Annotated in this window: 13 protein-coding genes; 7 read left to right on the plus strand and 6 right to left on the minus strand. The window is 65.4% G+C overall.

Features of this window, described 5'->3' with window-relative positions; genetic code table 11:
• Positions 1-54 precede the first annotated feature (54 nt).
• On the plus strand, positions 55-303 hold the full coding sequence (locus tag AC2CQI_RS08945) for a hotdog family protein (RefSeq protein ID WP_484579916.1): 249 nt from the start codon (positions 55-57) through the stop codon (positions 301-303).
• Between the two features lie 92 nt (positions 304-395).
• Here the strand turns inward: AC2CQI_RS08945 and AC2CQI_RS08950 are convergent, their stop codons facing one another.
• Entirely contained in the window at positions 396-836 is a 441-nt protein-coding gene (locus AC2CQI_RS08950; RefSeq protein ID WP_075804606.1) for a multidrug/biocide efflux PACE transporter, read from the minus strand.
• A 91-nt stretch (positions 837-927) separates the two neighbouring features.
• Here AC2CQI_RS08950 and AC2CQI_RS08955 point away from each other — a divergent pair, with 91 nt between their 5' ends.
• The 4 genes from AC2CQI_RS08955 to AC2CQI_RS08970 all read left to right on the plus strand — a co-directional run bounded on the left by AC2CQI_RS08955 (position 928) and on the right by AC2CQI_RS08970 (position 5,961).
• The gene (locus tag AC2CQI_RS08955; RefSeq protein WP_075804607.1) at positions 928-1,794 is read left to right on the plus strand and encodes a LysR family transcriptional regulator; all 867 of its coding nucleotides are present in this window, start codon (positions 928-930) and stop codon (positions 1,792-1,794) included.
• Positions 1,795-1,983: 189 nt separating this feature from the next.
• The gene (locus tag AC2CQI_RS08960; protein WP_075804608.1) at positions 1,984-2,478 is read left to right on the plus strand and encodes a sigma-70 family RNA polymerase sigma factor; all 495 of its coding nucleotides are present in this window, start codon (positions 1,984-1,986) and stop codon (positions 2,476-2,478) included.
• A 4-nt stretch (positions 2,479-2,482) separates the two neighbouring features.
• On the plus strand, positions 2,483-3,421 hold the full coding sequence (locus tag AC2CQI_RS08965) for a FecR domain-containing protein (protein ID WP_484579917.1): 939 nt from the start codon (positions 2,483-2,485) through the stop codon (positions 3,419-3,421).
• Between the two features lie 104 nt (positions 3,422-3,525).
• A complete protein-coding gene (locus AC2CQI_RS08970; protein WP_484579918.1) occupies positions 3,526-5,961 on the plus strand; it encodes a TonB-dependent siderophore receptor in 2,436 nt (811 codons plus the stop codon).
• Between the two features lie 118 nt (positions 5,962-6,079).
• Here the strand turns inward: AC2CQI_RS08970 and AC2CQI_RS08975 are convergent, their stop codons facing one another.
• Together AC2CQI_RS08975 and AC2CQI_RS08980 are read right to left on the minus strand one after the other, a co-directional pair.
• Entirely contained in the window at positions 6,080-7,165 is a 1,086-nt protein-coding gene (locus tag AC2CQI_RS08975) for an XAC2610-related protein (RefSeq protein WP_484579919.1), read from the minus strand.
• A gap of 54 nt (positions 7,166-7,219) precedes the next feature.
• Positions 7,220-7,993, minus strand: a complete 774-nt coding sequence (locus AC2CQI_RS08980) for an AraC family transcriptional regulator (protein WP_484579920.1) — start codon at positions 7,991-7,993, stop codon at positions 7,220-7,222.
• A gap of 113 nt (positions 7,994-8,106) precedes the next feature.
• Between AC2CQI_RS08980 and AC2CQI_RS08985 the strand changes: the two genes are divergently transcribed.
• Positions 8,107-9,330 (plus strand): MFS transporter, encoded by a 1,224-nt coding sequence (locus AC2CQI_RS08985; RefSeq protein ID WP_075804612.1) that lies wholly within the window; start codon positions 8,107-8,109, stop codon positions 9,328-9,330.
• 113 nt (positions 9,331-9,443) lie between these two features.
• On the opposite strand, the gene AC2CQI_RS08990 is transcribed toward AC2CQI_RS08985, so the two are convergent.
• The 3 genes from AC2CQI_RS08990 to AC2CQI_RS09000 form a co-directional block, all read right to left on the minus strand.
• Positions 9,444-11,924 carry a TonB-dependent siderophore receptor gene (locus AC2CQI_RS08990; RefSeq protein WP_484579921.1) on the minus strand — a complete coding sequence of 827 codons (2,481 nt, stop codon included), beginning with the start codon at positions 11,922-11,924 and terminating at the stop codon, positions 9,444-9,446.
• Positions 11,925-12,029: 105 nt separating this feature from the next.
• Complete coding sequence (locus tag AC2CQI_RS08995) at positions 12,030-12,965, minus strand: FecR domain-containing protein (RefSeq protein ID WP_075804614.1); 936 nt, start codon at positions 12,963-12,965, stop codon at positions 12,030-12,032.
• Between the two features lie 3 nt (positions 12,966-12,968).
• Complete coding sequence (locus AC2CQI_RS09000) at positions 12,969-13,478, minus strand: sigma-70 family RNA polymerase sigma factor (RefSeq protein WP_484579922.1); 510 nt, start codon at positions 13,476-13,478, stop codon at positions 12,969-12,971.
• Between the two features lie 315 nt (positions 13,479-13,793).
• Between AC2CQI_RS09000 and AC2CQI_RS09005 the strand changes: the two genes are divergently transcribed.
• A complete protein-coding gene (locus tag AC2CQI_RS09005) occupies positions 13,794-15,206 on the plus strand; it encodes a purine-cytosine permease family protein (RefSeq protein WP_484579923.1) in 1,413 nt (470 codons plus the stop codon).
• Positions 15,207-15,569: the final 363 nt, after the last annotated feature.

Here is a 15,569-nt window from a genome sequence, read left to right on the forward strand (position 1 = left end):
AGCACCTTCTTCGAAGGGCTCGCCGCGAGTGGCTGGCACACGGCGGCGATCACCATGAAACTGCTGGTGCAAAGCCTGCGGTTGTCACGCGGGGTGATCGGCGCTGGCGGGGAAATCAGCTGGCCAAGGGCGACCCGGCCGGGGGATGTGCTCAAGGTCACCAGCACGGTGCTGGAGCTGTTGCCGTCGCGGTCGAAGCCGGACCGGGGGTTCGTGGTGGTGGAGTCGTTGACCCGTAACCAGGCTGGAGAGGTTTGTCAGAAGCTGGTTTCGAAGGTGTTGTGTTTCCGCAAGGACAGTTGAGACATCACTGACGCTATCGCTGGCAAGCCAGCTCCCACAGGGTCCGCAGCGCACAAGAACCTGTGGGAGCTGGCTTGCCAGCGATGAGGCCTTCAGCCGCACACCAGCTTCGCGGCCATCCGCCGCCGCTCCAGCAACCGGTCGAACCCCAGGTTGTACAGGTAGGTATACGGCAGCAGGAACACCAGCAAGCCCACCTCCATCAGGAACGCCTCCACCAGCCCGATCGACAGCCACCAGGCGGCCGCCGGTACCACGGCGAGGATCAGCCCGCCTTCGAAGCCCAGCGCATGGGCAATCCGCACCAGCGGCGTGCGCTGGAAGCCCAGGCGCCCCTGCAGCCGGTCAAAGAGGACGTTGTAGAGCATGTTCCACAGCGTCGCGGTGACCGAGATGGCCAGGGTCAGCAGCCCGGCGCTCATCAGCGGCTTGTCCATCACCAGGGCGATGGTCGGCGCGCACAGCAGCAGCGCGAAGCATTCGAAGCCCAGCGCATGGACGATGCGGGTGAGCAGGGTCTTTTCGGTGGTCATGTAATGACTCCTGGAAACGTTTGAACCCGGCCAGCTTATGACCTACATTTCCGTACCTCAACAGCCAATACCCCAAGCAGTGGTTGCAAATATGAAACGCCTTGAATGGGACAACCTGCATGTCCTGCTGGCCGTGGTCCGCACCGGCAACCTGAAACGCGCGGCCCAGCGCCTGCGCCTGAGCACCGCCACCCTGTCGCGGCGCCTCGATGCGCTGGAGGAACAACTCGGCGGGCAACTGCTGGAACGCAGCTCCACCGGCTGCCTGCCCACCGCCTTTGGTCAGCGCATTGCCGGCTTCGCCGAGCAGATGGAGGGCGCGGCCAACGAGATCCTGCGCGAGGCGGACTCGCCGGAAAGCGTGGAAGGCACGGTACGGGTCAATGCCGACGAGTGGCTGTCGTTCCTGGTGATCGCCCTGCTTGCACCGATCCGCCCGCGTCATCCGCTGCTGGACATGGAAGTGCTGACCACGCCGCATCCGGTCAACCTGGCCCGGCGTGAAGCGGATCTCTCACTGCGCTATGCCGAACCGGAAACCAAGGACTTGATTGCCGAGCCCCTCGGCGAGATCGAATTCGCCCTGTACGGCGCCAGCCAGTACCTCGAACGCCATCGTCCGGCGGTGACGGCGCGGGACTGGGCCAACCTCGACTTCGTCGGCCTGGAGGAATCGCGCCTGGACCAGGACCTGGAAACCTGGTGGCAAGGCCTCGACGGTGCGCCGCCGCCCTGGCTGCGCTGCAACCAGACCCTGGGCATCTACGACGGAGTGATCGCCGGGGCCGGGCTGGGCATCGTGGAGAAGCGCACGGCAAAGCTGACGCCGACCCTGGAGCTGGTGATGGAGATGCCCGGGCTGACCCGGGAGGTGTGGTTGTGTACCCATCGTTCGTTGCGCGAGAGTGCGCGGATCAAGGCGGTGAGGGATTTTCTGGTGGAGGCGTGGCCGCATTAGAATTTCATCGCTCTTGAGGGCCTCATCGCTGGCAAGCCAGCTCCCACAGAGTTCGCGGTGCATGCGATACCTGTGGGAGCTGGCTTGCCAGCGATGAGGCCCTCAGGAACAACACAGCCCTGAAGCCTTGTTATTGCGGCCCCTTTTCGCCAACAATACAGCGAATAATTCTCAATAACCTTTTCCGCCATGTCCGACACCTCCGCCCTGCACCACCTCTACCAGCAGCACAACGGCTGGCTGAACACCTGGCTGCGCACGCGCCTGGGCAACTCCAGCGACGCGGCGGACCTGGCCCAGGACACCTTCGTCCGCGTGCTCAGCGCGCGCAATGTCGAGGCGATCCGCGAGCCGCGCACCTACCTCAGTTCCATCGCCCGCGCCCTGATGATCGACCGTTTCCGCCGCCGCGCCGTCGAGCAGGCCTACCTCGACACCCTGGCCCTGCGCCCGGAAGCCACGGACATCTCCCCGGAAACCCGGCTGCTGATCATCGAGACCCTGACCGCCGTCGACGCCATGCTCGACGAACTCGGCGAGCGCACCCGCAGCATCTTCCTCGCCGTGCAGCTCGAAGGCCTGAGCTACGTCGCCGTGGGCGAGCGCCTCGGGGTGTCGGTGACCACGGTGAAGAAGCACATGGTCCGCGCCATCACCCATTGTCTGCTGCTGGCCCAGGGCTGAACCGATGCTTGATCGCGAAGTGCTGAAAGCCGCCGCCACCTGGTACGTCAACCTCAGTGCCGCGCCGGCCTGCGAGCAGGAACGCAAGGCCTGGCGCAACTGGCTGGCCGAAGACGCAAGGCACGCCGAGGCCTGGACCCAGGTGGAGCAACTGCAACAGCGCCTGGCCCTGCTCTCCCCGGAACTGGCCCTGCCGACCCTGGCGGATGTGCGGGCCAAACGGCGTGCCGTGAACAAGGTCCTCGGCCTGCTGCTGATGGCCGGCGCCACGGGAGCCAGCCTGCAGACGCTGGAGCCGCTGTCGTCGCGCTTGGCCCGGTACCGCACTGCCAAGGGCGAGCGCCGCGAGCTGCAACTGGCCGATGGCAGCCAAATGATCCTCAACACCGACAGCGCCGTGGATGTGCACTACGGCAGTTCGTTGCGGGAGATCCAACTGCACCGCGGCGAACTGCTGCTGCAAACCGCGAAGGACCCGGCCAACCGGCCGCTGCTGGTACACACCCCGGAAGGCAGCGTGCGCGCCCTCGGTACCCGTTTCAGCGTGTACAGCCATGACGGGCGCAGCGAGGTGAAGGTGTTCGAGCACGCGGTGGAACTGCGCCCGGCCAGCACACCGGCAACGCTGCAACGGGTCGAAGCCGGACAGCAATCGGGCTTCGATCCTCGGCACCTGCTGCCTGTCACCCCATTGGCCGACGCCAGCGACGCCTGGACCCACGGCATGCTGATGGCCGTGGACTGGCCGCTGCAACGCCTGCTCGGCGAACTGGGCCGCTACCGCCGGGGCTACCTGACCTGTGCCGACAGCGTGGCCGGGCTCAAGGTCACCGGCGCCTTCCGCCTCGACGACACCGACACCGTGCTGGAAAACCTCGCCACCGCCCTGCCCGTCCGGGTGCGCTACCTGACCCGCTACTGGGTGCGCCTCGATGCCGCGTGAAAAAACTTTCTTCACTGGGGTTGCCGATTTTCATTCTCATCCGGCCATGCACTGAAGCGGCGACAACTGCCGCATATGTGCCACGCCAACCGAAGGAAATCCGCATGTCCCGTTTTGCCAAGCAAGCCGCGAGCCCCCTGGCTCGCGCAATCCATCTGGCCCTGCTGGGGGCGCTGGCCAGCCCCGTGCTGGTGCTGCCCGGCGTGGCCATGGCGCAGACCCAGGTGGCGCGCTTCGATATCGCCCCCGGCCCGCTCGGCGTGGCCCTGAGCCAGTTCGCCGCCCGCGCCGGGGTGACCTTCTCCTTCCCCAGTGAACAGACCCAGGGCCTGACCTCCCCCGGCCTGCAAGGCGAGTACTCGGTGGACGAAGGGCTGGCCCGCCTGCTCGAAGGCAGCGGCCTGCAGGCCCGGCGTGAAACCAATGGCAGCTACGTCCTGATGCCCCGCGCCGCGGCCGGCGACGGCGCCCTGGAGCTCACCGCCCTGAGTATCTCCGGCAAGGCGCCGGGCTCCACCACCGAAGGCTCCGGCTCCTACACCACCGAGTCGTCCAGCAGCTCGACGCGCCTGAACCTGTCGCTCAAGGAAACCCCACAGTCGATCACCGTGCTGACCCGCCAGCGCCTCGAGGACCAGAAGCTCGACAACCTCACCGACGCCCTCGACGCCACTACCGGCATTACCGTGGTCCGCGAAAGCCTCGGTGCCGACAGCACCGCCTACCTGTCCCGCGGCTTCGCCATCAGCAACTTCGAGATCGACGGCGTGCCGACCTCGTCGCGCATGGACAACTACACCCAGAACACCGCCATGTATGACCGCGTCGAAGTGGTGCGCGGCGCCACCGGCCTGGTCAGCGGCCTGGGCAATCCATCGGCGACCATCAACCTGATCCGCAAACGGCCCACGGTCGAGCCGCAGGTATTGATCAGCGCCGAAGCCGGCAGTTGGGATCGCTATGGCCTGAGCCTCGACGTCGGCGGCGCGCTCAATGACGCGGGCAACGTGCGCGGGCGCTTCGTCGCCGAGCAGAAGGACCAGCACGCCTGGATCGACCGCTTCAGCCAGGAGCTGAGCACCCTCTACGGCATCGGCGAGGTGGACCTGAACGAGGACACCCTGGTCACCGCCGGCTTCAGCTACCAGGTCACCCACAGCAACGCGCCGATGCGCACCGGCTTCCCGCTGTTCACCACTGACGGTGCGCGTACCGACTTCAAGCGTTCGTTCAACACCTCGCCGGACTGGTCCTACTACGATCGCCAGCAAAGCACCGTGTTTGCCTCCCTGGAACACCACTTCGCCAATGGCTGGAGCGGCAAGCTGGAGTACAGCCACGCGCGCAACGACTACGACACGGTGGTCGCCTACATGGATGGCGAAATCGACATGGCCGACGGCAGCGGCGCCTACATCATGCCGACCCGCTGGCAGGCCGCGCCGACCCAGGACAATATCGACGCCTACCTCACCGGCGGCTTCGAACTGTTCGGCCGCGAGCACGAGCTGATCGGCGGCGTCACCCTGTCGCGTATCGAGGAGCGCGGTACGCCCAACTACGGCGGCTGGCAGCGGGCAAGTTCGGGCTATGCCGGGAGCATCGACAATATCTTCACTTGGGACGGCCACACGCCGAAGCCGGTGTTCAACAAGCTCGGCGAAAGCGACCTGACCGAAACCCAGTACGCCGCCTACCTCACTTCGCGCTGGCACCTGACCGACGCCGCCAGCCTGATCCTCGGCGCGCGGGTGGTGGACTGGAACCGCGACAGCAAGAGCTGGCTGTACAGCAGCGGCGCGGTGACCAAGGCCGAACGCACCGAGACCGGTATCGTCATCCCCTATGCCGGGCTGGTCTACGACCTCGACGACACCTGGACGGCGTACGCCAGTTACACGCAGATCTTCAACCCGCAGAACGCCAATATCCGCGACGTCAACGGCACGCCGCTGGATCCGCAGGAAGGTACGGGCTACGAGGTGGGGATCAAGGCCGGCTTTCTTGAAGACCGTCTGAATGCGAGCCTGGCGCTGTTCCGTGTGGAGCAGGACAACCTGGCGGTGGCCGATGGCGGCCGGCTGCAACCCAATGGCTTCCAGGCCTACAAGGCGGAAAGCGGGACCACCAGCGAAGGCGTGGAACTGGAGGTCAACGGCGAGATTCTCGAGGGCTGGCAGGTCACCGGGGGCTATTCGTACAACGTCAGCTTCAACTCGGAGGACGAGCGCATCGTCACCGAGATTCCGCGCAACAGCGTCAAGCTGTTCACCACCTACCGGTTGCCTGGCGAGCTGGACAAGCTGACCGTGGGTGGCGGGGTCAACTGGCAGAGCGAGACGGGGTATGCCCTGAGCTATGCCACCACCCAGAGCAGCTATGCGATCGCCAACCTGATGGCGCGCTACCAGATCAGCCCGTCGCTGTCGGCGACGGTGAACGTCAACAACCTGTTCGACAAGGAATACCTGACGACCACGGCGGCGGGGTTGTATGGGGCGCCGCGCAACTTCATGACGACCTTGCGCTACGCCTACTGATCCGGAATTTTCGGTGGGGCTGATGGCCTCATCGCTGGCAAGCCAGCTCCCACAGGTATGGCATGCGCCGCGAACCTTGTGGGAGCTGGCTTGCCAGCGATGAGGCCAACTGAGATCTTCAGCCAGCCTCCGCCATGGCCGCCGCCACCTTCTCCAGCGACCCTTCCACCCCATCCGGCATCAGCTTCAGGTCAGTGACCTTGCCCTTCACTTCCACCTGCATCTTCAACAGCCGGCCCTGCTCGTCGGCGAGGATGCGCCAAATGGTGTCCCCACGCGAGAAACGCACCTGGCGTGCATCCGCCTCGATCCCCTCGCCCTCCTCGTCCGGGTACAGCAATACCGCCTCGTCACGCTGGTCCAGCGCCGCATAGGTCGGACGCCCGTCGTTCGGGCTCTTGAACAGGATGATGCGCTTGCCCGACGGCGCCAGGCGGAACGCCAGCAGCACCTCGGGCGGGTCTTCCGCATTCCAGTAGCGGTGCACACTGTTGACCCGCTTGCCGCCCCGGTTTTCCTCCAGGGTCTCGACGATCAGCCCGGACGGATCGTTGTGCCCCACCGACGCGCGCACCTTGAACACCGGCTCACCCTTCTCCAGGACGAAGGTGCTGGACTCGTGCCAGCAGCAGCCATCCTTGGTGAAGGTGTTGATCTCCCGGGCCTTCTCGTCCACCGAGAACAGCCCGCAGTACTCCTGGGCCAGGCGGGTGAAGGATTCACTGTGACGAAAGCCGTCGGCAGTGCCGAGGAAGACCTGGTACGACGGGCCGTGGTAGCAGCTGAACTGGCCGTCCATCAGGGCCAGGTCCTTGATCCCGTCGAGGTTGAAATCCTGGTACACCAGCACGCTCTGCTCGCCGTAGGGCAGCTCGTGGATATTGACCCGGACTTCCTCCGAGCCGGTCTGCTGGTCCAGCACCAGCTCCTCCGAACGCACCTGCAACAGCGCCTGGCCGCCCTGCTTGTCATAGACGCTGATGATGCCGGGACGGAAGACATCGTCCTGGTCGGCGATCTCCAGGGTCGCGCGATAACGCTCGGAGAAGTTTTCCAACTGGTAGGTGGACCGGGACAAGCCCTCGAAGTGCGCGGCATCCAGTTCGCCACGGCTGTCGGTGGCGCTGGCGAGCAGCGGGACAAGCGCGGCCAGGCCGCAGGAAAGCAGGCGAACCAGGGTTCGCGGGAGAGATGGGACCCGCACGGGGTGACTCCTGTCTGAAGGGGCAAGCGCGGATTCTAGCCGCAAAGCCGGGGCTCAGCGGAAGAAGCCGCTCGGCGTGCGCCCGAAATGCCGGCGAAACATCGCGCTGAACGCGCTCGGGCTGTCGTAGCCCAGCGCCCCGGCCACATCGATGATCTTCTCACCCAGGGCGATCCGTTCCAGCGCCGCCAGCAAGCGCGCCTGCTGGCGCCATTGGCCGAAGGTCATCCCGGCGTGGCGCTGGAACAGGCGCTGGATGGTCTTCTCGTCCAGGCCCAGGCGCGCGCTCCAGTCGGCCAGGGTCGAGGCATCGCCGGGGTCGGTCTGCAAGGCGGCGCAGATCGTGTGCAGGCGCGGTTCGTCCGGTTGCGGCAGGTTCAAGGGCAGGGTCGGGAGGATTTCCAGTTCGTCGAGGATCAAGCGCAGCACCCGTGCTTCCCGGGAGTCCGGAGCATGGGGATGGCGGATCTCCACCGACACCTTGATCAGTTCGCTGAGCAGGCTGGAGATGCTTACCGCGCAGGTCTGCATCGGCAGGTCGAGGCTATCGTCGGGGTGGACGAACACGCTGCGCATCTTCACCGGGCCGACGCAGCGGATCGAATGCACCTGCCCTTTCGGCATCCAGATGCCGCGGCTGGGGGGCACGGTCCACTGCTCCTGGGCCGAGTGCACCACCATCACGCCCTCGATGGCGTAGATCAACTGGTGCTTCTCGTGCGAGTGAGGATGGATAAACCAGTTTTCCGGGTAATCGGTGGCGCTGCTGACGAGGCGCCAGTCGCCACGGTCGATATCGCGGACAAATTCGTCCAGTGTTCTGATCATCTTGCCCGTTTCTCGACAGCTGTTGTCCCAATCGCGCGAGACAGGCGACCGGGGGGCGCCTAGCATAAGCTCGCTTTCTCCTTGTGTGTCGAGTTATTTCCGGAAGGTCCCGCATGTCCAGTACAACAACCAGTACCGCTCCACCCGCTTCAGCCACATCGACCGCCAGCCCTGGCAGCCAGCTGGTGATGCAGATCATCGCCGGTTGCGCCCTGGCCCACCTGGTCAACGACCTGATCCAGGCGGTGCTGCCGTCGATCTACCCGATCCTCAAGGCCAACTACGGCCTGAGCTTCACCCAGATCGGCCTGATCACCCTGACCTTCCAGCTCACCGCCTCGCTACTGCAGCCGTGGGTCGGCTACCACACCGACCGCCATCCGAAGCCGTGGCTGCTGCCGGTCGGTTCGATCTGCACGCTGGTCGGCATCATCATGCTGGCCTTCGTTGGCAGCTTCGGGTCCATTCTCCTGGCGTCGGCGCTGGTGGGCATCGGTTCCTCGACCTTCCACCCGGAAGCCTCGCGCATTGCCCGCCTGGCCTCGGGCGGCCGCTATGGCCTGGCCCAGTCGACCTTCCAAGTCGGCGGCAATGCAGGTTCCGCCTTCGGCCCGCTGCTGGCGGCGGCGATCATCATTCCCTACGGCCAGGGCCACACCGCCTGGTTCGGCCTGGTGGCGCTGTTCTCGATGTTCGTCCTGTACAAGCTGAGCCGCTGGTACAGCCACCACCTGAGCCTGTTCAAGCTCAAGGCCGGGACCAAGGCCACCCACGGTCTGTCGAAGCGCCGGGTGACCTTCGCCCTGGTGATCCTGGCCCTGCTGGTGTTCTCCAAGTACTTCTACATGACCAGCTTCACCAGCTACTTCACCTTCTACCTGATCGAGAAGTTCGACCTGTCGGTGGCCAGTTCGCAGCTGCACCTGTTCCTGTTCCTCGGGGCGGTGGCGGCTGGGACCTTCTTCGGCGGGCCGATCGGTGACCGGATCGGGCGCAAGGCGGTGATCTGGTTCTCCATTCTTGGTGCTGCGCCGTTCACTCTGATGCTGCCTTACACCGACCTGTTCTGGACCAGTGTGCTGAGTGTGATCATCGGCTTCATCATGGCGTCGGCCTTCTCGGCCATCGTGGTGTATGCGCAGGAGCTGGTGCCAGGCAACGTGGGGATGATCGCCGGGATCTTCTTCGGCCTGATGTTCGGCTTCGGCGGGATCGGCGCGGCACTGCTCGGGCACCTGGCGGACCTGCACGGGATCACCGAGGTGTACACCCTGTGTTCGTTCCTGCCGTTGCTTGGGATATTGACGGTGCTGTTGCCGTCGACCAAAGGGGTCTGATTTTTGCGGGGTTCTTGAGGGCCCTATCGTTGGCAAGCCAGCTCCCACAGGTATTGCATGCGCCGCAAAACCCTGTGGGAGCTGGCTTGAACTGCGATGAGGCCCTCGGATCCTTACCAGTCGTAGGTCATCTGCACCGAAGCCACCCGCTCCTGCCCGTAGTAGCAGCCGAACGCATAGTTGCAGTCCGACACGTACTCGCGATCGAACAGGTTCTGCAGGTTCACGCTCGCCTGCAACCCGCGCAGGCTCGGCTCCAGCCTCCCGAGGTCGTAACGCACGGTAAGGTCATACACCGTGTAAGACGGCACCTCGAACGAATGCGACGAGTCCCCCGGCTTGCGCCCGGTATAACGCGCCCCGCCACCCACCGTCAGCCCGTCCAGCCCCGCCGCCGTGACGTGGTAATCCACCCACAGGCTGGCCGAGACCGGCGCCTGGGATTCGTTGCGGTTACCTTGATCGCCATAGGTGCTTTTGGTGTAGAACGAGTCGATATAACCCGCCGCCGCCAGCACATCGAAAGCGTCCAGGCTGCTCTTCAACTCCAGCTCAACACCCCGCGAACGCACCTCGCCACTCTGCGCCTGGTACTGCGGATACTCGGTATCGCCGGTCAGCACGTTCTTCTGCTTGACCTGGTACACCGAGGCCGTGAGCAGGGTCTTCTCCAGCAGCTGGTACTTGACCCCGATTTCATACTGTTCGCCCTCGGTCGGCTCGAAGGCCTTGCCGCCGCGCTCCGGTGCAGCGGTGCCGACACTGGGCAGGAAGGATTGCGAGTAGCTGACATAGGGCGCCAGGCCAAAGTCGGTGAGGTAGGTCAGCCCCACCCGGCCGGTGAACTTGCTGTCGCGCTGCGAGGCGATGGAGTGGGCGAGCAGGTCCTTGTTGTCGATCTCGGCCCAATCCTGGCGCCCGCCGACGGTGAGCAGCCACTGGTCAAGACGGATCTGGTCCTGCAGGTAGACGCCAGTCTGGCGCACGGTGTTGTCCCACTGGGTATCCAGCACCGGGGTGACGCTGGAGGTGTCGTAGTTGTTCTTGCCGTAGAGGTCTACCGGCAGCACGTTGTTGGCGTTGTAGCCATCGTACTTGCGGCTGAAGTGGCGGTAGTCGACGCCCACCAGGGTGGTGTGCTGCAGGGCGCCGGTGGCGAAGCGGTACTCCAGGTTGTTGTCCACGGTGTACGCGATGTTGTGCTGGCGCCAGTCGAGCTTGGTGCGGTTGGCCCGGGTGTAGTCGGTAACCCCGCCGTCGCTGACGAAGCTGCGCAGGTAGAAGCCGCGGTAACGGTCGCGGATATCCAGGTAGCGCGCGGTGGAGCGCAGGGTCAGGTCGTCGTTGAAGTCGTGGCGCAGCTCGTAGCCGAGGATGTACTGGTCGCGGCGGTAGTCGTTGTAGTGCGAGTCACCGGAGTAGAAGTTGCGGTCGATGCGCTGGCCGTTGGGGCCGCGGTCGAGGGAGCCGATGCGTGGCAAGGACTGGTAGTCGACCGCGCCATTGTCGCGCTGCAGTTGCGCCAGCAGGGTCAGGGTGGTCGCCTCGCTCGGCCGCCAGCTCAGGCTCGGCGCCAGCAGCATGCGCTCGCTGTGGGTGTGGTCGACCTGGTCGCCGCCCTTGTTGGCCACGCCGACCAGGCGATAGGCGAATGTGCCCTGCTCGTCCAGCGGCCCGCTGCTGTCGAAGGCACCATTGACCCGGTCATAGCTGCCGGCACCCAGCTTGACCTGGTTGCGCGCTTCGAAGGTCGGACGCTTGGACACCATGTTGACCAGCCCGCCCGGCTGGTTCTGCCCGAACAGCACCGAGGATGGCCCTTTGAGCACCTCGATGCGCTCCAGGGTGTAGGGGTCGATCTGTGGCGCACCGCCGAGGCTGCCCGCATAAGGCACGTAGGCACCGTCGAAATACAGCGGGGTCGGGGCGAAGCCGCGGCTGGTGATTTCGTCGGCGATGCTGTTGCGGTCGGTAAAGCCGCCGATGTTCAGGCCGGGGGTGTAGCGCAGGGCCTGGGTCAGGTTGCGTGCGCCCTGGGTTTCCACTTGCGCGGCGGTGACCACGTTGATGCTCTGGGGGATTTCCAGGATCGCCGTGTCGGTTTTCGTCGCGCTGGCGCTGCGGCTGGCGACATAGCCGTCCACCGCGCCCCAGGCCGACTCGGCGACGGTGCCGGTGATGGTGGTGCTGTCCAGCTGCATTGCGCCCTCGCCCGCCATCGGCAACAGCGAGTAGCTGCCGTTGGCCTGGCGCAGCGCCTGCAGGCGGCTGCCGCTGAGCAACTGACGCAGGCCGCTGTCGACGTCGTACTGGCCGTGCAGCCCCGGCGACTTCAGGCCGCGGGCATGGGCCGGGTCGAACGACACGGTCACCCCGGCCCTGGCGGCGAACTGGGCCAGGGCGTTGTCCAGCGACCCGGCGGGGATATCGAAGGTGGTGGCGCCCAGGCTGTCGGCCAGCACCGGCTGCACGTTGCCGAGCAGGCCGACCGGCACGGCCAGGGTGGCGCCCAGCAGGGCACAGCGGATGGCCCGGCGCAGGGCGCAGGTGGTGAAGGTCACGCGGGGGGAACGATGCTCGATGTAACGGGACATGGGTTTTCCTTTCGCCCTGTGGCAGTGATTAACGGCGTCTCTGTGGCGCCTCTACCTACAAGTCGAAGCTGTTGCGCAATCGATAACCCCCCGCTGGAATTTTTTTCAGGCAGCCTCGACCCGCGCCCAGAACCGGCTGAAACGACGGATGCGCACCGGCAAGGTGCTGGTGAGGTTGTCGAGGACGATATCGCTGTCGGCCAGATGAAAGGCCCCGGAGATCCGCAGCCCGGCGACAGCCTCGGCACAGCCCAGGTGACCGGGGCGGTAGCGTTGCAGCTCGGCGATGAAGTCGCCCAGGCGCCAGTCGCTGACCACCAGCATGCCGCGGCTCCAGGCGTCGGCCTGGGCCGGGGCGGCCTGAAGCGGGCCGGGCTGCGCGGTGCTGAAGGCCAGTTGCTGGCCGGCGTCGATGCGGATTGGCGTGGTGCTTGCGGCGCAGCGTACTTCCACGGCGTGCTCGAGCACGCAGACCCGGGTCAGCCCGGCCTCGCGGCGCACCAGGAAGCGCGTGCCGAGCGCGCGCAGGCTGCCTTCGGCGGTGTGCACCACGAAAGGCCGGGCCAGGACGTCGCGTGCAGTTTCCACGAGGATCTCCCCGTGCAGCAGCTCCAGTTGGCGCAGGTCGGCGCTGTAGCGGATGTTCAGCGCGCTGGCGGTGTTGAGTTGCAACTGGCTGCCGTCCTCCAGGCGCAGGGCACGGCGCTCGCCGGTGGCGGTGCGCTGGTCGGCGAGCAGACCCTGCACCGTGGTATCGCGCCAGGCCAGGGTTCCCGCAGCGCCTGCCGCGAGCAACAGCGAGAGCACCTTGAGCACCTCACGGCGCTTGGCCCTGGCCCCGGCCAGCGTGGTCCGCGCCAGTTGCGGGGCGACCTGGCCGAAGGTGCCCTGCAGGCGCCCAAGACGCGCCCAGGCCTGCTGGTGGCGTGGGTCGCTGTCGAGCCAGTGCTGGTGGGCGGCACGGGTCGCCGCATCCGGCTCGCAGCGCAGCTCGACGAACCAGTGCGCGGCGGCTTCCAGCACATCACGGGGCAGCGTCACGCGTCAGTCCTCGACCAGCAGCAGGCAATGGGTCAACGCGCGCACCGCGTGTTTCTTCACCGTGGTCACCGACACCTCCAGGCGCCGGGCGATCTCCACGTAGCTCAGGCCATCGAGCTGGGCCATGAGGAAGATCTCCCGGGTGCGGCTGCCGAGGCCATCGAGCAGGCGATCGATTTCCACCAGGGTCTCGATGATCTGCAGGCGGGTTTCCGGGGAGATATCGACAGCTTCCGGACGTGCCGCCAGGGCCTCCAGGTAGGCCTGTTCCAGGGCGCGGCGGCGGAACGAATCGATCATCAGGCTGCGCGCCACGCTGCTCAGGTACGCCCGCGGCTCGCGCAGGTCGGCGGCCTTGCGCAGGGTGATGACGCGGATGAAGGTGTCCTGGGCCAGGTCCGCCGCATGCTCGACACAACCCAGGCGATTGCGCAGCCAGGCGCAGAGCCAGGGGTGGTGATCCTCGTACAGGGTGTGCACGGCCTTTTGCAGGGAGAGGTCGGGGGAGGACATGGCGGGGGGACTGCACCGAAACAAATGGTAATTAATCGCATTTAACCTGAGCCTGCCGTGAAATGGCAAGGACTGGACACGGTCCCTGTGGGAGCTGGCTTGCCAGCGATGAGGCCGGCTTGGGCAATGATGTTGTCAGGTCTGGCCAAATCGCTGGCAAGCCAGCTCCCACAGGGACCGAGTCGACCCCCAAGTTTTTTTAACGCCTGAGAACACATATTTACTAATTTCGCCCCCGCCCCTGCCCCCTCAAGATCGGCTCCCTACAAAAACTGAAGTGCGCCCAGCGTGCTCATCCTTGCCTTGGAGTCCGTCATGACCAACGCAGCGTCATCCGCACCGCTCATCGAGAAACATACGATCGGCTACGTGCCCCCTGAAGATCGCCATGGAAAGGTAAGGGATCTGTTCACCCTCTGGTTCGGCGGCAATATCGCGCCGTTGCCTATCGTTACCGGGGCCCTCGGGGTCCAGCTGTTTCACCTGAACCTGGTCTGGGGCATCGTCGCGATCCTCGTCGGTCACCTGCTCGGCGGCGTGCTGATGGCGCTGCACTCGGCCCAGGGCCCGCAGATGGGCATCCCGCAGATGATCCAGAGCCGCGCCCAGTTCGGTTCCCTCGGCGCCCTGCTGGTGGTGGTGATCGCCGGGCTGATGTACATCGGCTTCTTCGCCTCCAACATCGTCCTCGCCGGCAAGTCCCTGCATGGCGTGGCCGAGAGCATTCCGGTGCCGGTGGGCATCGTCATCGGTGCCCTCGGTTCGGGGATCATCGGCATCATCGGCTACCGCTTCATCCACGTGCTCAACCGCATCGGCACCTGGGTGCTGGGCATCGGCATCGTGGTCGGCTTCGGCTACATCCTCACCCATGTGCAGTCCGATGACTTCCTCACCCGCGGCAGCTTCAACCTGTCCGGCTGGCTGGCCACCGTGTCCCTCGCCGCGCTGTGGCAGATCGCCTTTGCCCCATACGTGTCCGATTACTCGCGCTACCTGCCGGCCAACGTGCCGGTGGCGGCGACCTTCTGGACCACCTACCTGGGTTCGGCCCTGGGGTCGAGCCTGTCGTTCGTGTTCGGCGCCGTCGCGGTGCTGGCGGTACCGGCCGGCATGGACAGCATGGACGCGGTCAAGCTCGCCACTGGCGCCATCGGCCCGCTGATGCTGGTGCTGTTCCTGCTCAGCGTGATCAGCCATAACGCCCTCAACCTGTATGGCGCGGTGCTGTCGCTGATTACCCTGGTGCAGACCTTCGCGTATCGCTGGATCCCCACCGCGAAAAGCCGCGCCGTGCTGTCGCTGGTGGTGCTGCTGGGTTGCTGCGTGGTGGCGGTATTCGCCTCGGCGGACTTCATCGGGCACTTCGTCGATATGGTCCTGGTGCTGCTGGTGGTGCTGGTGCCGTGGACGGCGATCAACCTCATCGACTTCTACGCGATCCACAAGGGCGACTACGACATCGCCTCGATCTTCAAGGTCGATGGCGGCATCTATGGCCGTTACAACCCGCAAGCGCTGCTGGCCTATGCCATCGGCATCGTGGTGCAGATCCCGTTCATGAACACTCCGCTGTATGTCGGCCCGGTCTCGGCGCATATCGATGGCGCCGACCTGTCGTGGCTGGTGGGGTTGCTGATCACCTCGCCGCTGTACTACTGGCTGGCGACCCGGGACAGTGCGTACCGTCGGCGGCAGACGAGCGCCAAGCTGGCGGCTGCGCACTGATCGCGCTGGCTGGTTGAAAGCAAAGGCCGCGGAGGGTTGCTCCGCGGCCTTTTTTCCGCGAGTGGGTGACAGCTGTACGCGGGTTAGCAGACCGAGGGCTAGGAGACCCGGCGCACCCGAAGGTGCCCACACGCACAGCCGCCATTACAAGCGTCGCTGGAATGCACTAGCCATTCGGACTGCTAATCCGTGTCGTCGATGTGCGACGACCGGCGAAGACTAGGCAGGGTTTCCCAAGGACGCAACCACCAAGCGGGGGTCGGGAGTATGCTTGGGAAATTGCCTACAAGAAAGTCGGAAATCGGTGAAGTTTCCAGACATATGCAACAGAAGTTGAGCGGGCCATTGAGGCGGTATTCGAAC

The organism is Pseudomonas sp. P2S-1, assembly GCF_057197725.1.